Annotated in this window: 13 protein-coding genes; 7 read left to right on the plus strand and 6 right to left on the minus strand. The window is 31.7% G+C overall.

All coding sequences use genetic code 11. The features are described 5' to 3' along the window. Window positions 1-38 precede the first annotated feature (38 nt). Entirely contained in the window at window positions 39-1,664 is a 1,626-nt protein-coding gene (locus EI427_RS07475; protein ID WP_126613263.1) for a GMC oxidoreductase, read from the minus strand. Between the two features lie 356 nt (window positions 1,665-2,020). On the opposite strand from EI427_RS07475, the gene EI427_RS07480 reads away from it, so the two are divergent. The 6 genes from EI427_RS07480 (at window position 2,021) to EI427_RS07505 (ending at window position 11,353) form a co-directional block, all read left to right on the plus strand. Then, window positions 2,021-3,439: a basic amino acid/polyamine antiporter gene (locus EI427_RS07480; RefSeq protein ID WP_205727912.1), complete on the plus strand. Its 1,419-nt coding sequence runs from the start codon at window positions 2,021-2,023 to the stop codon at window positions 3,437-3,439. A 103-nt stretch (window positions 3,440-3,542) separates the two neighbouring features. Next, window positions 3,543-4,748, plus strand: a complete 1,206-nt coding sequence (locus EI427_RS07485; protein WP_126613266.1) for a transposase — start codon at window positions 3,543-3,545, stop codon at window positions 4,746-4,748. A 103-nt stretch (window positions 4,749-4,851) separates the two neighbouring features. Then, on the plus strand, window positions 4,852-6,078 hold the full coding sequence (locus EI427_RS07490) for a DUF445 domain-containing protein (protein WP_126613268.1): 1,227 nt from the start codon (window positions 4,852-4,854) through the stop codon (window positions 6,076-6,078). Between the two features lie 115 nt (window positions 6,079-6,193). Beyond that, on the plus strand, window positions 6,194-6,895 hold the full coding sequence (locus EI427_RS07495) for an MORN repeat-containing protein (RefSeq protein ID WP_126613270.1): 702 nt from the start codon (window positions 6,194-6,196) through the stop codon (window positions 6,893-6,895). Window positions 6,896-7,119: 224 nt separating this feature from the next. Beyond that, the gene (locus EI427_RS07500; protein WP_126613272.1) at window positions 7,120-10,404 is read left to right on the plus strand and encodes an amidohydrolase family protein; all 3,285 of its coding nucleotides are present in this window, start codon (window positions 7,120-7,122) and stop codon (window positions 10,402-10,404) included. A gap of 118 nt (window positions 10,405-10,522) precedes the next feature. Further along, a complete protein-coding gene (locus EI427_RS07505; protein ID WP_126613275.1) occupies window positions 10,523-11,353 on the plus strand; it encodes a putative zinc-binding metallopeptidase in 831 nt (276 codons plus the stop codon). Between the two features lie 43 nt (window positions 11,354-11,396). Here EI427_RS07505 and EI427_RS07510 read toward each other — a convergent pair whose 3' ends face one another. The 4 genes from EI427_RS07510 to EI427_RS07525 all read right to left on the minus strand — a co-directional run bounded on the left by EI427_RS07510 (window position 11,397) and on the right by EI427_RS07525 (window position 18,404). After that, window positions 11,397-12,413 (minus strand): pirin family protein, encoded by a 1,017-nt coding sequence (locus EI427_RS07510; RefSeq protein WP_126613277.1) that lies wholly within the window; start codon window positions 12,411-12,413, stop codon window positions 11,397-11,399. A 116-nt stretch (window positions 12,414-12,529) separates the two neighbouring features. Beyond that, window positions 12,530-12,835 carry a hypothetical protein gene (locus tag EI427_RS07515; protein ID WP_126613279.1) on the minus strand — a complete coding sequence of 102 codons (306 nt, stop codon included), beginning with the start codon at window positions 12,833-12,835 and terminating at the stop codon, window positions 12,530-12,532. 747 nt (window positions 12,836-13,582) lie between these two features. Beyond that, window positions 13,583-17,290: a phosphoribosylformylglycinamidine synthase gene (gene purL / locus EI427_RS07520; protein WP_126613281.1), complete on the minus strand. Its 3,708-nt coding sequence runs from the start codon at window positions 17,288-17,290 to the stop codon at window positions 13,583-13,585. 199 nt (window positions 17,291-17,489) lie between these two features. Further along, window positions 17,490-18,404: a tetratricopeptide repeat protein gene (locus EI427_RS07525; RefSeq protein ID WP_126613283.1), complete on the minus strand. Its 915-nt coding sequence runs from the start codon at window positions 18,402-18,404 to the stop codon at window positions 17,490-17,492. Between the two features lie 413 nt (window positions 18,405-18,817). On the opposite strand from EI427_RS07525, the gene EI427_RS07530 reads away from it, so the two are divergent. Then, on the plus strand, window positions 18,818-19,453 hold the full coding sequence (locus tag EI427_RS07530; protein ID WP_126613285.1) for a hypothetical protein: 636 nt from the start codon (window positions 18,818-18,820) through the stop codon (window positions 19,451-19,453). Window positions 19,454-19,519: 66 nt separating this feature from the next. On the opposite strand, the gene sppA is transcribed toward EI427_RS07530, so the two are convergent. Continuing rightward, a complete protein-coding gene (gene sppA / locus EI427_RS07535) occupies window positions 19,520-21,322 on the minus strand; it encodes a signal peptide peptidase SppA (protein WP_126613287.1) in 1,803 nt (600 codons plus the stop codon). Window positions 21,323-21,765: the final 443 nt, after the last annotated feature.

A 21,765-nucleotide genomic window follows, 5' to 3' on the forward strand; every position in this document is an offset into this window, starting at 1 on the left:
AAAGGATGAAAGTTAGTTGTAACTTTCATCCTTTTTTGTTAAGCTTTTATATGTTTTTCTAAAAGTTGTTCTTCTAGTTTTATATTTTGATTTCCCTCCTTATCAGGAATTAGAGACATCGCATATTCACTTAATGATGTAATCGTTAAGCTTGGATTTACACCTAAATTACAAGGTATTATAGACCCATCTAAAACATACATATTTGGGTAATTATGTACTTCAAAATTATTATTGACTACACCCTCTTCTGCTGTATCTCCCATCTTACAACCTCCCAATATATGTGCTGTCATTGGAGTATTAAGAAGTATTTCTGACCCTGCATTCAATGGGACACCCTTTACTTTTTCTGCATACCTATGTAATACTTTTTGTCCAATATCTATATAAGCAGGAACAGCATTACTTTCTTTAGGATCAAAACGAATTGAGCCACCAAATAACCCTTTTTTCCATTCTAATTTTAAACTCTCTTCTAAAGATTGCATTACTAAAAGGATAATAGAGTTTTTACCCCAATTTCTAATTTTAAAGGTACTTCTGATAAAATCAAAGGGCTTTGTTAGAATATTACCTATCAGTTTAACAGCTCTAACACCTGTTTTTGCAGGCCCTGTTGCTAATGTTGCCATTCTACCCATTGCACCTGAGTTAGTGTTGTATTTAACGACTTCTATATGTGTATTCTCATCAGCATTAAAATAAGAACTAATAGCTACAGAATTATTTAATGTTCTATCAGCATTCGTGATACCACACAACATTTCTGAATTTGTTCTTATAGCATTACCTAGTTGATTAGATAAATTAGGTAAATTTTTACTATGAAACTTTTCTTTTAGTAGCAATTTCATAGTACCGATAACACCAGCACTAACAATGAGTCCTTTTGCTTTTATTGTTCTTTTTTTCTTATTCAACCATGAAGTACTTGATTGAACATCGATCAAATATTCTTCGTTTTTATAATGTATTCCTTTTGCTATTGTCTCAGGAAGTATTTCTGTTCCAAATTTTTCAGCAAAAAAGAGGTAGTTTTTATCTAATGTATTTTTTGCATTGTATCTACAGCCTAACATACAGCCTGCACATTTTATACATCCCTTTCTTTTTGGTCCTAAACCATTAAAATAAGGATCTATTTCTTTATTCTCATCTCCATAATAAACACCCACATTAACACCTCCAAAAGATTCCTCTTTTCCCATTTCTGTAGCAATTTCTTTTAGAATCAGATCTTCTGTGTGGAGATCTGTAAAAGGAATTGTTCCAAGCATAAATTTAGCTTTATCATAGAATGGTAAAAGTGTTTTCTTCCAATCAGTATTTAAATGAGACCATGCTTTATTGTTGAAAAATTTATCGGATGGAAACATATGTGTATTTCCATAAACATTACTTCCCCCACCAACGCCTACCCCTCCAAGAATAAATACTTCTTTGAAGAATGTAAGGCTTTGCGGACCAAAACATTTTAAGAAAGGAGCCCATAAAAATTTCGGAATATTCCAATCAGTTTTGGGTACATTTTCTGCATTTAATCTTTTCCCTTTTTCTATAACCAAAACCTTGTACCCTTTTTCTGAAAGACGCATTGCAGATACAGACCCTCCAAAGCCAGAGCCAATAATTACATAGTCATATTCTGTACTAATTTCCATGGTGTTTTTTGTAAGTTGAGTGTACTATTTAATATAATTCATAACACACTACATATTAAGTGATTGAATAATTACTCACTAATATTTAAATATATTTAAATTTAATGAGCATCAAAAACATATTGTGAAATTTCGAGATTGTTGTACGATTTTAGGATTAATCAACAACTTTTAAAAATGACAGAAAATTAGTCGTTAATTAAGATTATTCTTATTTGAAAACTTTATGGAAACTATGCTTGATTTTCATTAACCAACATATACTTCTATTCTATTAATAAGATTTAAGTTTTCAATTAAAAAGTAATTAAACAAGTACTATTGTATATGATAGTAGTTTGTCTGTATATAAAATAATGAAAAATAAAGATAATAAAGTTGGACTTATTGGACTAATAGCAATTGTTTTTGGTTCTATGGTTGGTAGTGGGGTATTTAATATTCCTCAGAATATAGCACATGGAGCAGCATTAGGAGCTGTTATTATATCATGGATAATTTCTGGAATCGGTATTTGGTTTTTGATACGCTCTTTTGCAATTCTATCTGATCAAAGGCAGGATATTAAATCTGATATATATGCTTATGCTGAAGAAGGGTTTGGGAAATATGTTGGCTTTAATGCTGCTTGGGGTTATTGGCTTTGTGCTGCATTCGGTAATGTAGCTTTTGCTGTTATGCTTAATGATGCATTTGGTTCCTTCTTCCCTATTTTACTCGAACACGGTAAGGAAATGATAATTGTAGGTTCTGTATTTATATGGCTAATGAATTATCTCTCTATGTATGGAACCAGTAACACTGCATTTCTCAATACCGTTTCTACAATTGCTAAGTTCATTGGTTTAATTGCAATTATAGGCTTAATGCTTATCTACACTCAAATAGATAATCTTAGTTTTGACATTTGGGGTACTAACTTAAACTTAGGTGGATTAGGTAGTCAGATAAAAAGTACTATGATGGTAACATTATGGTGTTTTATTGGTATTGAAGGTGCTGTAGTTATTTCTACAAAGGCTAAAAAAAGAGCAGATGTGTCTAAAGCTACAGCTATTGGTTTTTTCGCAGCTTTAATTATATATGTCCTAATATCTGTTTTATCATTTGGATTGATGAAACAAACAGAGCTTGCTCAATTATTAACACCATCTACTGGTGGAGTTATTGCTAGTGCAGTTGGTAATTGGGGTGTTCTTTTTGTAAATATATGCGTGATCATTTCAATTTTAGGAGCTTGGATAGCATGGACTATTTTAGTTGCTGAAGTACCCTCTCAAGCAGCAAAAAACGGTGTTATGCCAAAGTTTTTTGATTTAGACAACAAGCATGGTGCACCAAAAAACTCATTAATTATATCAAGTATAGTGATTCAAATAACATTGTTGTGTGTCGTTTTTGCACAGCATGTATATTTGGCTGCTATTAATATAGCTGGGGTAATGATTTTACCTACTTACTTTTTAAGTTCTCTGTTTTTGGTAAAAGAGGCTTACAACAGAAATATTTATAAGCAAGACATTAAAAAAAGAAGAAAAGCATTTTTAATTGGTTTATTCTCGTCAATATATTGTGCTTGGTTAATGTATGCTGCAGGTTTAAACTATATCTTAATGTCTTCTATTTTTTATGCAATAGGTTTTGGTTTTTATTATCAAATGCATAAAAAAGACACTTTTGTGTTATCCTTTAAAGAACGGATACTTGCTGCAATATTTATTTTTATAGCTTTAGTAGAATTATATCTATTAATCAGTGGAAAGGTATCAGCATAAATGATAAAGTAGTATTCAACAATACTTCGGTAATTTTTTCAAAATCCCTATAAAACATAAAAAGCTGTAATTTTGAAGTCCTACCAACAAAAAACAGCTAATTATGGAAAGCAGAGCTTTCATAGGACCAATATTATCAAAAATGTCTGACTTAAGAAAAAGTAAAGTCAACTTTTTAACAGAATGTTTTATACTCTTCTTGAGTATCAAGGGGAAAATTAATTTTCTTCAGTTATCAAGGTATGGTTCATATAGTGAAAAAACTTACCGAAATAATTTCGAATCAGGTTTTTCTTTTTCAGAATTTAATCATCATTTGATCAATGAACATTGTGGTGATGAAAAAATAATAGCTTTCGATCCTGTTTACCTCAGTAAAAGTGGTAAGAAAACCTATGGTTTAGGGAAATATTGGTCCGGATGTGCTGGTAAAGCTCAAAAAGGATTGGATTTATCAGGTATTGGAATTGTTGATGTAGAAAGTCGTAATGCCTTTCATTATGATGCAATCCAAACGCCTTCAATTACAGAATTAAAGGAGAAAGGCATGAGTTTAGTTGACCATTATGCATCCACTTTGCTTACACATAAAGAGCAATTATTGACGCATTCTAAGTATGTTGTAGCTGATGCTTATTTTGCAAAAGAAAAGTTTGTTCGACCATTAGATGAGGCTGGCTTTACTGTACTTAGTCGATTTAGAGGTGATATGAATGCAAGGTATTTATTTGAAGGACCAAAAACAGGAAAACGCGGTAGACCTAAAAAATTCAACGGAAAAGTAGACTGGAAAAATATTGATCTCGATATTTTTCAGTTAGAAGATGATACAGACTTATATTATTTGTACTCTGCAAAAATTTATAGCGTTGCTTTAAAAAGAGAAGTAATGATTGCACTTGTTCAATTTAAAAATCAAAAGCTCAAGCAAAAAATATTCTTTTCAACAGATCTAAATCAAGAGGCCTTCCAAATTTTCAATTATTACAGATTACGTTTTCACATAGAATTTCTTTTTCGAGATGCAAAACAGCATACAAGTCTTACAGGTTGTCAAGGAATAAGTAAAAATAAAATTCATTTTCATACTAATATGGCACTTACTTCTGTCTCAATTGCTAAGGCTTTTCATTGGATCAATCAAGAAAAAAAGGAAAGAGGCCCCTTTTCAATGGCTAACATAAAAACACTCTATTTCAATGAGTTAATACTAAAAAAGATTTTTAGTGTATTTCGAATTGATGTAGATGTTGAAAAAAATAAACAGCAATTTGAGATGATTCGAAAATTAGGTCAAATTGCTGCTTGAAAAATATATTATTTTACCGAAGTATTGATTCAAAAAACTCCAATTATAAATATAGTTGGAGTTTTTTTTGTTTTGAGTTAGAAACAACTAGTAACTTAGCTCTATGGATTCGACTTTTACTATTAATGACTTTTTCTTATATATTTCAATACCTCTAATAAGTGGTTTTGTAGGATGGTTTACAAACTTTGCAGCAATCAAAATGATGTTCTATCCTATTCATTTTTTTGGAATAAGACCATTTGGATGGCAAGGAATTATTCCTGCTAAATCAACAAAAATTGCTTCTAAATCAGTTGATCTTCTTACTGCAAAACTTTTAAAAATAGAGGATCAATTCGCATTACTAGATCCCGATATTGTTTCTCATGAAATGGAAGAATCATTGTCTAAAGTGACGAGAAAAACAGTCGATCTAATTATGCAATCAGAAATACCTTATCTGTGGGAAAACTCTCCTACTTCTGTTAAGGTATCCATTTATGAAACTATAGAACAAAAAATTCCAGGAGTAACTGAAAAGATACTTTACGACATTGGTAGTAACATTCGAGAAATGTTAGACCTTAAAAAACTAACATTAGATACTGTTCTTGAAAAGCCTGGACTTTTGAATGAGATCTTTATGAAGTGTGGTGAAAAAGAATTTAAATTTATAGAGATTTCTGGTTTGTATTTTGGTTTCTTATTTGGCCTAGTTCAAATGGTGATTGCTTATTTTTACAACCCTTGGTGGTTATTACCTCTATTCGGAATAATTGTAGGGTATGCTACAAATTGGTTGGCTTTAAAATTAATTTTTGAACCTAAAGAACCTATTTATTTCTTAGGAATGAGGTTTCAAGGTTTATTTTTGCAAAGACAAATTACTGTTGCAGAAGTTTATTCAAAAATTATTACTCAAGAAGTTTTAACTACAGAACGTATTTTTAGATATACACTCCAAAATACAGGTAAGAAGAAATTATCTCAAATTTTTAATATTAGAATAAGTGAATTAGTAGATGATACTTATGACGACATTAAAGATGTTATTCAAAAATTTGTAGACGAAGATTTCGCTCAAAAACATTTACAGATTGTGAAAAATATTGCTCACTTCACTTTTATGGCAGAGTTTCATATTTGTTTAAGAGACGCTTTCCCGTATGCTGATCAAGTCTTTGATTTAAAAAATAACATTCAAAAGAAAATCGAAAACTTACCTTATGATGATTTTGAAGGACTACTAAGACCTGCTTTTAAAGAAGATGAATGGATTCTAATTATTGTAGGTGCTATTCTTGGTGGATGTGCAGGAGTGCTACAGTTTGTATTATTATTTCAATAAATAACTGATTATCTGATATAAATAGAACTTTAATAAGAACTAATAATACTTAACAGGTTGACCTATTGATTGATTTTATATGTCATATTTGTAGTATCAAGGTAAAATCTACAGTATGTTTAAACAAACTTATATTCTTATATCATTAATACTTTTTTCTTTCATAACAACAGCTCAAACTTGTGTTGAAGGTGATTGTGAAAATGGAAAAGGCAAAATGATCTATAAGAACCAAGATTCTTATAAAGGAGAATGGGTCAAAGGCTATCCTAATGGAACAGGTGTATTTTCTTTTAATGGAAATGAATATTCGGGTGAATTTTCAAATGGTAATTTTGAAGGAGAAGGCACTTTAAAATGGGCTGATGGCTCTGTTTATAAAGGACACTTTAAGGATAATAAATTTAATGGCCATGGTATTTTCCTTTGGTCTGATGGCAATAGGTACGAAGGTAATTTTGTTGATGATATAATTCAGGGTAAAGGTGATTTCTCATACAAAAATGGAGATCATTATATTGGAGAATTTTTTGATTCTAGACCTCATGGAAATGGCATCTATACTTATAATGATAAAAGACAGTATACTGGATCTTTTAAGAAAGGAAAGAAGAAAGGTTATGGTGTTTTGATTCTCGCAAATGGTGATGTTTATAAAGGAGAATTCCGAAAAGATTTACAAAATGGCAAAGGTGTATTATCAACAAGTTCTGGTATTACAAAAGGATATTGGGTAAATGGAAAATTGAATAAAATCTTTAATGAGAGCCCTCCTAATAAAGAACAGCAAAAAACTGATGAGATCATCATGAAATAAAAATACAATATTAAGAGGTCGATAATTATAGTGATTATCGACTTTTTATTTTCATATAGTATGCCAATAGTTCTATCATATTTGATATGATCAAAAATGATACTTTAAGCACACCCTAATACTTGTTAAAAAAACATTTTCATTACTTTAAAAATTTGATACTCCTTAAGTAATTAACACATTGCAATACAATTCAATAAGTACTAAGTTTTAACTCAAAGTAAATGATTAATAAGCGTAACCTACACTTATCAATTAAGTTTTTATTACTCTCTTGTATCACAACAACTTTCGCTCAAGAAAAAGCGGAAAAGTGGAATGTAAATAAGCCACAAAGAGAGACTTCCAAAATTAATTTCACTACAGATGAAGGTACATGGCTAAATTTAGATGTTAGCCCAGACGGTAAATCAATAGTATTTGATTTATTAGGTGACATATATGTTATGCCAATAACTGGTGGAAAAGCAACGCTACTTAAAGGTGGTTTAGCTTGGGAAGTTCAACCAAAATATTCTCCAAACGGAAAATATATAGCCTTTACTTCTGACGCTGGTGGCGGAGATAATATCTGGTTTATGAAAACAGATGGATCTGATCCTAAACAAGTAACAAGTGAGAAATTTAGATTATTAAATAATCCTACTTGGACAGAAGACAGCCAGTATTTAGTTGCAAGAAAGCACTATACTTTTACAAGGTCTTTAGGAGCAGGTGCTTTATGGATGTATCATATTTCTGGAGGTGATGGCATTGAGCTCGTTAAAAGAAAAAATGAGCAACAAGATATTAATGAACCTAGTGTATCAAAAGATGGTAAATATATCTATTTTTCTGAAGATGTATACCCTGGTGGGTTTTTCCAATACAACAAAGATCCTAATAACCAGATTTATGTAATTAAATCTTACGATAGACAAACTGGAGAAACTAAAACTGTTGTTAGTGGTCCTGGAGGAGCAATTGGTCCGAAACCCTCTAATGATGGTAAAAAGCTATCATTTATTAGAAGAGTAAGAACAAAATCTGTTTTGTATATACACGATTTTGAAAATAATACACAAACTCCTCTATTTGATCAACTAGAAAAAGATCAACAAGAAGCTTGGGCTATTTTTGGACCTGCTACAAAATATGCATGGACACCAGATGATAAACATATTATTATTTGGGGTAAAGGTGGTAAAATATGGAAAGTTAACTCAACTACTGGCAAAGGAGAAATTATTCCTTTTTCTGTAGATGTTGATCAAGAAGTCTCTAAATCACTTCGATTTAAACATGAAGTTGCACCAGATAAATTTACAGCAAAGGCAATTAGAAATGTTGTAACCTCTAAAGATGGAAAAACAATTTATTTTCATGCTGCTGGTTATTTGTACAGCAAAAAATTACCTAATGGAAAACCAAAGAGACTAACCAATCAAAATCTTGCTTTTGAATATGAACCTAGTATTTCTTTAGATGGTAATAAATTGGTTTATACGTCATGGTCAGATCAAGAAAAAGGAAAAATTCATGTCATTAATCTAAAAGATAATTCAACTTCTACCCTAGCTCTACCAAAAGGAATATATAGAAGACCACAATTTTCATCAGATAATAAAACTTTAGTTTTTGTAAAAGAAACTGGTAATAATCAACAAGGTTATGCATTTACAAAAAATCCTGGAATTTACACAGTTGCAATTTCAGACTTAACTACATTAAAGAGAGTGATTGAAAGTGGTGATTTCCCTAAATTTAATGCAAAAGGCGATCGTGTTTTTTATCAAACAGGTGGATTCTTCTTCGGGAGTCTTAAAAAAGCATTCAAGAGTGTAAATTTAAATGGAGAAGATGTAAAAGTACATTTCACAACAAAATACACAAACCAATTTGTGCCTTCACCTGATAACAAATGGATTGCATTTACAGAGTTATTTAAAGTTTATATTGCTCCTATGCCAAAGACTGGAAAACCTATTGATCTGTCCTCTTCTACTAAAGCAATACCTGTTGCCCAAGTTGCCAAAGATGCAGGTTATAATATCCATTGGTCTAATGATAATACTCAGTTGCATTGGTCTTTAGGAAATGAATATTTTTCTACTGACTTAAAAGATGTTTTCTCTTTTGTAGAGGGTGCTCCAAAAGAATTACCTGAGATGAAGTCAGAAGGTGTGGAAATTAATTTAGAGCTTGCTTCGGCAAAACCAACTACTGTGTATGCTTTAACAAATGCTAGAATTATTACAGTAGATAATCAAAATAAGGTGATTGAAAATGGTACTATAATTATTAAAGAAAATAGAATTCAAGCTATTGGAAGTGATATCAAAATACCATCTAATGCTAAGGTAATTGATTGTGAAAATAAAACTATTATGCCTGGTATTGTAGATGCACACGCGCATTTGGGTGCATTTAGATTAGGGCTTAGTGCTCAACAAAATTGGCCATATTATACCAATCTTGCGTATGGTGTAACCACTACTCATGATCCTTCTGCTAATTCAGAAATGGTATTTAACCAGTCTGAAATGGTTAGAACTGGAGCAATGGTTGGCCCTCGTATTTATTCTACAGGAGTAATTCTTTATGGTGCTGATGGTGATTTTAAAGCTAATATTAATAGTCTGGAAGACGCAAGATCTGCCATAAGAAGAACAAAAGCTTGGGGAGCTATCTCGGTTAAAAGTTATAATCAACCAAGAAGAGAACAACGTCAGCAAGTTATAAAAGCTGCAGAAGAAGAAGAAATAATGGTTGTTCCTGAGGGTGGTTCAACATTCTACCATAACATGTCTATGATTGTTGATGGACATACAGGTATTGAGCATAACATTCCTGTTACTCCTGTTTTTAATGATGTCCAAAACCTTTGGGCTAAAACAGAAGTTGGCTACACTCCTACATTAATTGTAAACTACGGTGGCATTAATGGGGAATACTATTGGTACCAACATACAAATGTTTGGGAAAAAGAACGTCTTTTAAAGTTTACACCTAGAGCAATTATTGATAGTCGTTCTAGACATAGAACTATGGTTCCTGAAAAGGAATATGAAATTGGACATATTGCCACTTCTAAATCTGCAAAAATGTTGTCTGATAAAGGAGTAAAAGTGAATCTAGGTGCTCATGGTCAGATACAAGGAATTGGAGCACATTGGGAATTATGGATGTTAGCACAAGGCGGAATGTCACCTATGGAGGCCATCCGATCTGCAACTTATAATGGAGCCCATTATCTTGGCTTAGATGATGACATTGGTTCTCTAGAAAAAGGTAAATTAGCCGATCTAATTATTCTTGAGAAAAATCCTTTAGAAGATATTTATAACAGTGAATCAATAGAAAAAGTAATGATTAACGGAGTTCTCTACGATGCTGAAAATATGGATCAGATTGATGGAGAAAAACGCAAAAAATTCTATTGGGAAGAAGATGGTTATAATGAATCATTTGAATGGCATGAACAAACAAATGGTTTTACAATTCCTAAATGTGGATGTAGTCTTCATTAATATATAGTTTTTTGAAATTAAGAGGTGGATTGATAGATAATCAGTTCACCTCTTTTTTGTGACCTATCAATTTTGTAATTTCTATTGCTGATATAAATTTAAATCTCTCTTAATAATTATGATAAGAATCTACTCATTACTCTACTTTATTACTTTCTCTTTCACAGTAGTAGGTCAAGAAAAAGTTGGAACAGAAATCGGGTTATGGGCCATCAAAAATGGAGAAATAATTCTAAATAATAATGAATCTGATGTTATTGGTATAGAGTATTGGTCTTTTATTACAAATACTCTACCCCATGAGCCAATAAAACAATATATCACATCATTTAGACTTTATACAGATGGAATTCAAGAAGATCTTGGCGGAATGAATAGTTTAAATGAGAATAACTCAGAATGGCAAATTGAGTTAGATGTGAAAGATACCGATCTTTCATCACATGATGAAAAAGTTATTATTGATTATCAGCATACTTTAATCCATGAATTTGGGCATGTGCTAACACTAAATGCAAGTCAAATTGAGCCAACAGATGATCAATACCAAGATAATGAGAAAGGTTATTTAACATCTGAAGGGTATGCTAAAAAAGGTAGTTACCTAGATCAATATATTAAAAATTTCTGGAAAGATGACCTTCTATTCCGTTGGGATGAAATTGATAAAATAAGAAATGAGAGAAGGAAATTAAAGAAACTATATGATTTCTATTTGTTAAATATTGATCAATTTGTAACTGATTATGCTGCTGAAACACCTGAAGAAGACATTGCTGAAGCTTGGACATTTTTTGTACTTGATACGATCAATAAATCAAATTCTATTAAAGAAGATAAAATAATGTTCTTCTCAAAATTTCCTGATTTGGTAAGTTATAGAGAGTATATCAGAAAGAACTTAAAAATTATTCCTTCTGATTATTTAAATAATTTTGATACAGAATAATCAAAAAGCCCATTTGAAATACTTTCCAAATGGGCATAAATTTTTACTTTTCTTCTAATTTACCATCTGCATGTAATGCAAACCTTCCTTTATTCTTAGCATGTACCATTTCTTGTTTATCCCATGGCCAACCACCAAATTGAGTATTTTGAAAATCATTAAATGCCTGTTGTAATTCTGCTCTTGTATTCATAACAAAAGGTCCGTGTTTAGCAACAGATTCACCAATTGGGTCTCCTTGTAGTACCAAAATATAAGTATCTGAGTCCCCTGCCTTTATTTTTAATTCAGCCTCTGGATTAACATGAAACATGACATTTTCTTCTATAGTTGTTGAATCTACAGAAATGCTATCACCTTTATAAAAATATATTGCTCTATTAGATGTTTTAGCAGTTGCAGGAAGCGACCATTCTGCATTTGCGTCTAAATGAACTCTCCATATTCCTACATTATGATTTTTATCTGCAGCCCAAGAGTTTGGTGTAGATGCTAATGGATTTGTATTTTTATATGTCCCTGCAATTACTTTAATTTCTATAGCGTTACCGTTAACATCTTTCTCGTTTACAAGAGGTATATCTTCATGCCATAACATCTTATAACTTGGTTCTACCATTTTATCCTTTTTAGGAAGGTTTAACCAAATTTGAAATAATTCGACTGGGTTTTTTTCTTTTGTATTTAATAATGGGAACATTTCTGAATGTTGAACTCCGGCACCTGCTGTCATCCATTGCACATCTCCTTCCCCAAATCTACCTGCAGATCCTAAAGAATCAGAATGGTCTGCTAACCCTTCTTCAACAATGGTTACAGTTTCAAAACCTCTATGAGGGTGGTACGGAAAACCTGGTATTTTTCGGCCATGATACATGCTCCATCCGTCTTTTGATGAAAAATCTGAACCAATATTTCTACCTGTTAAAGATTCACTGATTGTCATATCCTCATTTCCCTTTGGGTAAACTTCTTTATGATGTGCAGTAAATAAAAAAGGATCTAAAGTTGGCCACTGTGCTCCTATTTGTTGAATTGAATATATTTTATCGTTTTTCATGTATTTATTTGTCTATACATTATTTGTTTAAACAAATATAGTAATAAATTTTTTTATTCCAAAATTGAAACAAAAAAAAAGAGGCAGTAAATAAACTGCCTCAAGCTAAATCTAAATTAAGGTGAATTATCTACTTTGTAGATTGACATGTAGATAGATTCCTTATCACCTTTTTCTAATAGAGTTGTTTGGAGTGTTTTCACAAATTCTTCATGTGTTTTTTCTCTCTCTATTGTTTTGTTTTCCTTTGGTTTATCTAAAGACTTTTTGTCGAATAAGATAAAAGGTAAAACTACTATTAGTACTGTTCCTAATAGGTATAATGCGGTTTGCATAAGTGCAACAAAATGTTCACTCATGTAGAAATAGCTTCCCAACAAACTGAGGACTACTATACAAGATAGTTTAAATAAATTTTTCATTTTGATTTTTTTCTAAGTATTAAATTGAACTCGTTTCTTCTGAAACTTTGGACGAGCTAAAAATTGATTCCATAAACTGCGATAGCCTATTGAGGCCTCTTGTTTTTTGATAAAAGACATTGCTTTTAAAGTTTAAAATGTGAAACAAAAAAAAGGTCCGAATACATTGAGTATCCGGACCTTTCACTATATAAATATATAATCTATCCAAACACTCTCATAAGAGTTACACCTTCTCTGCTTACGCTAAGAATTAATTGTGGTGTATCTATATTTTTGTGTATGAACAACATATTATTTTTTTTTAATTTTGATATGCACAAATGTATTTAACATTTTTTTTAGAATGAATATAAATAAACAATATAGTTTTTCAATTTATTAAATAGTTGTACCTCTTATTATATCAGTTGATTAAACTAATTAACGTTTATCGAACAATACAGTAAAACTTTATGAAATAAATATTCGTTACAAAACTACATATGGTTTAAATTCTAACATAAAAAAGTGGATGAGTTAATAATTACATTAGTAGCACTTTACATATTTGAGATTAGGCCTTGGTTAAAAAAGAAAATAGAACACAAAATTTAAAGGCATGGGAGAAATACTAATATTAATCATGATGTTTTATTTTCTAATCTATAAACAAAAAGACCAAGGCAAGAAGTCTGTAAAAAAGAAGGAACAAAAAAAAACCTCTTAATGATAATCATCAAGAGGTTTTTTATATTTAGATCAATATTAAGCTTCTATCTGACTTACTTTTTTAGCAACCCAATTTTTAGCATTAACAAAAGCTTCAATCCAAGGAGATACTTCATCAGTGCCTTTTCTATCTTCTGGGTAATGCGCCCAGTTCCAAGGGAAAATAGCACGTTCTAAGTGAGGCATCATAACTAAATGTCTACCATCATCAGAAGCTAAAGCTGAAGTATTATAAGCTGAACCGTTCGGGTTTGCAGGATAAGATTCATATCCATACTTACCAACAATGTTATATTTTTCTTCTCCGTAAGGAAGATCAAATTTACCTTCACCATGTGCAATCCACACACCTAAACGAGTATTTGATAAAGAACTTAACATCACTGTTTCGTTTTGTGGAATTTCCATATTCACGAAACCAGATTCAAATTTATGAGATTCGTTATGTAACATCTTAGGTTTTTGATCATGACCTTTAGTCACTAAACCTAGTTCAATCATTAATTGACAACCGTTACATACACCTAAACTCAATGTATCTTCTCTAGCATAGAAGTTATCTAAAGCTTGTTTTGCTTTCTCATTGTAAAGGAATGCCCCTGCCCAGCCCTTAGCTGAACCTAAAACATCTGAATTTGAGAAACCACCAACAAAAACAATAAGATTAACGTCTGAAAGATCTTCACGACCAGCAATTAAATCTGTCATGTGAACATCTTTTACATCAAAACCAGCTAAGTGCATTGAATAAGCCATCTCACGATCGCCATTTACACCTTTCTCACGAATAATTGCTGCTTTAACACCTGTACGTTCTTTTCTATCAGCATCTATCTTATAATTAGCTAACTTACCTTCAAACCCTTTAGGGAATGTATAGTGAAGCGGTGCATTTTTGTAAGAATCATAACGTTCCTTAGCTAAATCACTTCCACTTTGTTGTCTATCTAATAAATAAGAAGTCTTATACCATACATCACGTAAAGCTGCAACATCAAATGATAAGTTAGTACCATTGAATGCAACTGTTGTATTTGCACCTTCTACTGCTTCACCAATTACAGAATACTTAACATTAGCAGCATCTAAAGTTTTAGTTGCTACAGCTTCGTCTTCTACTTGGAATATTACTGATGCAGTTTCTGAGAACAATACATTTGTAAGACTATCAGAATTTAAATCTGATAAATCTACATTGTATGCTATATTTTGTTCTGGGAAAGTCATTTCTAAGATCGCAGTTATTAAACCACCAGCAGAAACATCATGACCCGATACAATTTGTCCTTCTTTAATTAATGCTTGAATTGTTTCGAAAGCAGTAGAGAAGTATTTTGCATCTTGAACAGAAGATACCTTAGTACCTACTTTATTTAATACCTGAGCAAGTGTAGAACCACCTAATTCATAACCACCTTGAGCTAAATCGATATAGATTAATTTCTTACCAACTTTTGCTACAGGTTCAACTACTTTCTTAAGATCGTCAACTTCACCAACAGTAGATATAATTACTGTACCAGGAGAATACACTTTTTCATCACCATACTTTTGAGTCATAGAAAGTGAATCCTTCCCTGTAGGAATATTAACTCCCAACTCAATCGCAAATTCTGAACAAGCTTCTACAGCTTTGTATAAACGAGCATCTTCACCTTCGTTTTTACAAGGCCACATCCAGTTAGCTGAAAGTGATATACTTGTTAAACCATGAGCAAGCGGTGCCCAAACAAGGTTAGTTAAAGATTCTGCAATAGCAATTTTAGAACCCGCTGCAGGGTCTATCATTGCTGCTACAGGAGCATGCCCTATTGTAGTTGCAATACCAGATTTTCCTCTAAAATCACATGCCATAACAGACACATTATTTAAAGGCAACTGTAATGAACCAGCAGTTTGTTGTTTTGCTACTCTACCTGTTACAGAACGGTCTACTTTATTTGTTAACCAATCTTTTGATGCAACAGACTCAAGTTGTAAAACATCATTTAGATACTCATGTACTTTTGTAGCCTCTACTTCTATTTCAGAGAAGTTAGGTGCAATACTAGTATCTTTCATGATTGTTTTAGGAGCTTTACCAAACATATACTCTAAAGGCATATCTATTGGAGCTTCTCCTGTTTTAGAATCTTTAAAAGTGAATTGCATATCACCAGTTGTCTCACCTACTACGTAGAATGGTGCACGCTCACGATCTGATACACGATGTAAAGTTTCAATATCTTTTTCATTAATAACTAATCCCATTCTTTCTTGAGATTCGTTACCAACTATTTCTTTTCCAGATAATGTCGGATCACCTACAGGTAATTTATCAACATCAATTCTAGCACCTGTTTCTTCAACTAACTCAGATAAACAATTTAGATGTCCACCAGCACCGTGATCATGAATTAATACGATAGGGTTTTCATCAGCTTCTGCCATAGCACGTACTGCATTGTACACACGCTTTTGCATTTCCGGATTCGAACGTTGAATTGCATTAAGCTCAATAGAGTTAGAGAATTCACCTGTTGCAACAGAAGATACGGCGCCACCGCCCATACCAATACGGTAGTTGTCACCACCCATTACAACAACTTTATCACCTTTCTCTGGAGTATCTTTTAAGGCATCTCTGTTCTTAGCATACCCAATACCACCGGCCATCATAATTACTTTATCAAAACCGTGCTTTTTGTCGGCTTCTTCATGTTCAAAAGTAAGTACTGAACCTGTAATTAAAGGCATTCCAAATTTGTTACCAAAATCAGATGCTCCGTTTGATGCTTTTATAAGAATTTCCATAGGTGTTTGATACAACCATGGTCTTTCTTCCATTCCTTGTTCCCATTGACGTTTGTTCTCTTCTAAACGAGAGTAAGACGTCATGTAAACAGCTGTACCTGCTAAAGGCATAGAACCCTTACCACCTGCAACTCTATCTCTGATTTCACCACCAGATCCAGTAGCAGCACCATTAAATGGCTCTACAGTTGTTGGAAAGTTATGTGTTTCTGCTTTTAAAGAGATAACCGATTCGAAATCCTTTGTTTCAAAGAAGTCGGGTTTATCTTGCGTTACAGGAGCAAATTGTTCTGAAACAGGTCCTTTTATAAAGGCTACGTTATCAGAATACGCTGATACTATGTTATCAGGTGCTTCTTTCGAAGTCTTTTTAATTAATTGGAAAAGTGATGTTGGCTTTTCTTCACCATCAATCACAAATATTCCATTAAAAATTTTGTGTCTACAATGCTCAGAGTTTACTTGAGCAAACCCATACACCTCAGAATCAGTTAAAGGACGCTTAAGTTTTCCACTTACTTCTTGTAAGTAGCTTACTTCGTCGTCACTTAGTGCTAATCCCTCCTCTTTATTGTAAGATTTAATATCTTCAATATGTCGGATAGGTTCTGGTTCAACATCAATTGTGTAGATAGAACTATCTAGTCCTTCATACAATGCTTGTAACATAGGATCAAAATCAGCAGATTTTTCAGATTCCACATGAAGAAATTCTTCGATGCGGATTAATCCTTCTATTCCCATGTTTTGTGTGATCTCTACTGCATTTGTACTCCAAGGAGTCAACATTTCTTTACGGGGTCCTGTAAACCAGCCGTCTAAAGAATTTTCTTCGCACAACGTTGCGTTGCCGAATAACCAAGAAAGTTTTTCTAAATTTTCTTTTGGAAGCGCCTGTTCGGCGTATACTGCGAATACGTTGTTTGTATTGCCTCGAAAAAAGAGTACCATTTTTGCGTAATTGATTTCAACTGCCCAATAATGCCTTCAAAAGTAACGGTTAATTTGCTTATTCAACACATTTACTTCAAAATCTCATCAAAATAATAGGTTTATGTAGACTTTTACATCCATTTAACACAAAAATGGGTGCAATTTTTTATAAAAATGATACAATTATTGACAATTAGGCTTAATGTTTAACAGTAAACTAATCAATTACAATATGAACTTTTGCAATTGCAATTGCTTTTTCAGACTCTAAAAATCTGATCAATTTAAACTTATCATTTATAGGGTCTTTGATATCATTTAAGTACTGTGGAGTAAAATGCTCTGAATGAACAATATTACCTTCAATATCTTTCCACCTTACAGATACACCTGCATTGTTTTTTTCGGAAAATTTACCTTGCAGAACTAATGCTGCTTTTCTTTCAAATACTTTAATCACATTTTCAGTGAGATAGAAATAACTATTTTCATGATCTATGCTTGCATTCTGATACTCTACATCTGGTGTAAATTCATTTGTTTTTAAATCTACAGATGCACTTGCTGTTTCAAAAGGCAAAGAACTTGTCATAACCGTATTCGAAAAAGATAAATAGGCTAAGGCTGTGAATATAATTGCACCAAATGTGCAAGCTACTACTAATGTTTTTATAGATTCTCTTTCAATTATCTTTCTTTGTCGAGCTTCTTTTTTTAATGAACTCAATAACTGTAATGCTTTTTGATCAAGCGGATTAACCTCTAGTGTTTTGTTGGCAAATAAGATCGATTTTTCTCTGTCGTCTCGTTCCTCTCCTTCGTAATATCTATTTGCATAGCAAGAAGACATTAGAAATAATGTTTTTTCATCGAATGGGTTGATGGTTAAAGCTTGATCTAACTCGCTTATTGCATCTTCCCAATTTTTATACTTGTGATAACTCATCGCTCTTGTAAAGTGCGAAGTAAATAGGTCTTGCATTTGATCCCACTCAAAATCAGTTAACCCCATCTCTAATGCAGTTGCTTTTAATTCAGATTGGGATATCTGGTTATTGTGACTCTCCTTTATTTCATAAATGCGTTCTATAAACCGAGTTAGGTGATCAGAATATGAGAAAGTATTTTTCATATTAGTATAATGGGTATCAGTAAAGAAATTATCTAATAACAATATAACAACAGATATATCGTTATGAAAAGTTTTACTATAAGTTGTATTTTCAATGAATGTTATTCTTGAAAAAGTATAAATTTTACTAGCTACCCTAATAACAAAGGATTCATAAAATTCATTCCATATACGCTATAAAATAGAGAATCTAGTGATTGTTATTTTTCAGAAAGAACAAAATTATCTCACTTACTTGGTTTATTATAATTTAATTGTTTGCTGATAGCTCTGTTTACTAAATACTTTCAAGATGTTTTAATCTCTTCTACTTATTAAATAAATTATATTATCGTTAATTATTGATACTTCTAATTCTAAATCAAGCATTAATAAGATAATACATGTAATTTTACAGCAAATCATTATTAATTATGGATATATCACCTTTATTAAACTTACCAGAAAAAGGACAATCAATATTTAATGCATGGCAAAAAAATGCGAAGGAACACTTTCCTACTACAGATATATATATTGACGACCTAAAACATGATATTCTTCAAGCATTAGAACAATCATTAAAAGATATTCAAAGAAAAGGCTACGAGAAGCATAGAACAAAAAAAACTTGGGTTGTTGGCGTGTTTATGGAGATTCTTGCAAAGAATTTAAATAGCTATTGGTACAATGTTATCATCATTAGTGATAATCAAGACTTCACTGGTTTATTGTGGTTTAAAGCAATGCTTAATCATTTAAGTCAAGATACTAAAGCTGTTATCGAGGTAAATAGAATTTATAAATTATTACTTGATAAGCACTACCCTTTCGATGCTATGTCACCAATTGAATCAGAAGAAAAAGAACAAAATAATTTATTAGCTGATTTAAGTTTTCAAAGTAATTGGGATATAACAGAACCCTACCTGAACAGTATGCTAAAAGACAGGCTTGCTGTTACTATTGATAATAGAGGTCCTCGACTAATTACTTCGGAAAAGCTTTTTGATATTTTTACTGTAGAAGAGATCTATCAATTTATTGATTTAAACCTACATATCCTGTAAAACAAAAACAGCCACAAATTAATTAATAATCTGTGGCTGTTTTATATGTATTTGATATGAATTCAATTATGGTCTTTCAAAACCTTCAATTTCTTCATAATAAGGTATTGTTGCTTGAACACCTTGTAAAGATTGCATCCAATTTGAAAGCTTATCCATTTTAATTGAGTAATCTCCAAGTACTGCTTGTTTTACTCTTGACTGAACTTCCATATCCATTCCTTTAAGGATTTCTTGGAAGAAGTCTACTTCACCTGGTAAGTACTTCACCTTATAGTCACCTTCTTCTAAACCTGCAAGGTCTGCAGCAATCTTAATTGCTTCGTTGTAACCACCTAGTTCATCTACTAAACCTACTTTTTTAGCTTGAATACCAGTCCAAACTCTACCTTGAGCAACAGCTAATAAATCGTCTATTTTCATATGACGACCTTCTGCTGCCTTAGAAGTAAATACTTTATATCCTTTCTCTACAGATTTTTGAATAATATCGAAATCTTCATCAGAGAAATCATCTAACATAGATTGGAAATTAGAAAACTCACCTGTACTAACAGCATAGCTTTTAATACCCAATTTCTTTGTCATTAATTCTGATGGATTAAACCCTAACCCAAAGATGCCAATAGACCCCGTAATTGTGTTTGGGTAAGCAACAATTTTATCACAACCCATAGAGATATAATATCCTCCAGACGCTGCATATGTTGACATTGAAGCGACTACAGGTTTTTTCTTTTTTAGATTCTGAACAGCTCTCCAAATAATATCAGAAGATAATGCACTACCACCTGGTGAGTTTACTCTTAATACTACTGCGTCTACATCATCATCATCTGCTAAATCATTAATCTCTTTTACAAGATCTACGTTAGCAATTGCCTTTGAACCACCTTCGGCTTTACCATAAATGATTTCTCCTTCAGCAGAAAGAACAACTACTTTACCTTTTCCTAATTGTCTTGATCTAGGATCTGTAACATCTTTATATTTGTTATACTTAACAAAAGAAATATCATTGCTATTTTCTAAATCTAATTCGCTCGCTAATTGAGTTGTTACTTCGTCTTCATAAGTAAGTTCATCTACAAATTTTAAAGCCAACGCATCTTCAGAAGAACGGATTTTCATTTTGTTAGAAATCTCTCTTAACTCTTCTACAGCAATACCTCTTGAATCACTTACACCTTGTAGATATATATCGTTAAGACTATTTAAATAAGATGATATCTGTTCTTTATTTGCAGAACTCATTTTATTAGTCATAAATGGTTCTACGGCACTTTTGTATTTCCCTACTCTAAAAACTTCAGGTTCAACACCAATTTTCTTAAAGAAATCTTTCCAGTAAAGTACTTCAGAAGACAAGCCATTAAATTCTAAATCGCCTATTGGGTTTAAATATATTTTATCTGCTTCAGAAATAATATAATATCCTGCTTCAGAAATATTATCCGCATAAGCGTAAATAAATTTACCTTCACTTTTAAACGCTTTTAATGCAGAACGAATTTCAACAGCCATTGGCATGCTTCCACCAAAGTAGCCACCTTTAAGGTATATACCTGATATATTATCATCTGCAGCAGCTTTATTTATAATGTCTAGATAATCATGAAGACTTGCTGAACCTTTAGAAGGTAAATAACTTGAGTTTAAAGACTCAAAAGGGTCTGTCTCTCCTATTTCAGCAATATTTTGAGATAATTTTAATTCTAATACTGAATGTTGATCGATAGTAACTGGTTGAGAACTACTTGTTGATGCCGCAAGGCCAAGGAAGAATACAAATCCTCCAACAAAAAATATCCCAGTAAACAAGAATATACCTACAACAACAGCAAAGATTGTTTTAAGAAAACCTTTCATAGATTTTTTAGAAGTTTTTTATTATTTGGAACTACTTAAATACAATAATTAATGATTAGATTTTTAGAGTAATAAAAAATTTTAGCCAATTAATAGTATTGTATTTTTAAAGATAGAAAATATAACTGAATTGATTGATTGCAATACTAATAATATTGCAGTTTAATATGATTATAAACTTTATGGTTAACTATCTCAAAGAAAATAACTTAAGTAGCCAATAAATAATTAATTAAAGAAATACGATTAAGATAGCTATTTAAAAATGTTATGATTTTAAACGTTTTATTAAATATGACATATATTTTCCTTGATGAATCTAATATTTAGATGATCGTATTTTTAGTAGAATAGTAATAGAAAGGACAATAAATGTGTAATTATTATACTTTCATAGAAAAATAAGCAATAAAAACTCCTTTTTAGATAAAATATTTGACATT

Source organism: Flammeovirga pectinis (assembly GCF_003970675.1).
GTDB lineage: Bacteria > Bacteroidota > Bacteroidia > Cytophagales > Flammeovirgaceae > Flammeovirga > Flammeovirga pectinis.

Excerpts from the sequence above, each read along its gene's own strand:
- EI427_RS07475 (WP_126613263.1), bottom strand. The coding sequence starts at position 1,664 with ATGGAAATTAGTACAGAATATGACTATGTAATTATTGGCTCTGGCTTT.
- EI427_RS07480 (WP_205727912.1), top strand. The coding sequence starts at position 2,021 with ATGAAAAATAAAGATAATAAAGTTGGACTTATTGGACTAATAGCAATT.
- EI427_RS07485 (WP_126613266.1), top strand. The coding sequence starts at position 3,543 with ATGGAAAGCAGAGCTTTCATAGGACCAATATTATCAAAAATGTCTGAC.
- EI427_RS07490 (WP_126613268.1), top strand. The coding sequence starts at position 4,852 with ATGGATTCGACTTTTACTATTAATGACTTTTTCTTATATATTTCAATA.
- EI427_RS07495 (WP_126613270.1), top strand. The coding sequence starts at position 6,194 with ATGTTTAAACAAACTTATATTCTTATATCATTAATACTTTTTTCTTTC.
- EI427_RS07500 (WP_126613272.1), top strand. The coding sequence starts at position 7,120 with ATGATTAATAAGCGTAACCTACACTTATCAATTAAGTTTTTATTACTC.
- EI427_RS07505 (WP_126613275.1), top strand. The coding sequence starts at position 10,523 with ATGATAAGAATCTACTCATTACTCTACTTTATTACTTTCTCTTTCACA.
- EI427_RS07510 (WP_126613277.1), bottom strand. The coding sequence starts at position 12,413 with ATGAAAAACGATAAAATATATTCAATTCAACAAATAGGAGCACAGTGG.
- EI427_RS07515 (WP_126613279.1), bottom strand. The coding sequence starts at position 12,835 with ATGAAAAATTTATTTAAACTATCTTGTATAGTAGTCCTCAGTTTGTTG.
- purL (WP_126613281.1), bottom strand. The coding sequence starts at position 17,290 with ATGGTACTCTTTTTTCGAGGCAATACAAACAACGTATTCGCAGTATAC.
- EI427_RS07525 (WP_126613283.1), bottom strand. The coding sequence starts at position 18,404 with ATGAAAAATACTTTCTCATATTCTGATCACCTAACTCGGTTTATAGAA.
- EI427_RS07530 (WP_126613285.1), top strand. The coding sequence starts at position 18,818 with ATGGATATATCACCTTTATTAAACTTACCAGAAAAAGGACAATCAATA.
- sppA (WP_126613287.1), bottom strand. The coding sequence starts at position 21,322 with ATGAAAGGTTTTCTTAAAACAATCTTTGCTGTTGTTGTAGGTATATTC.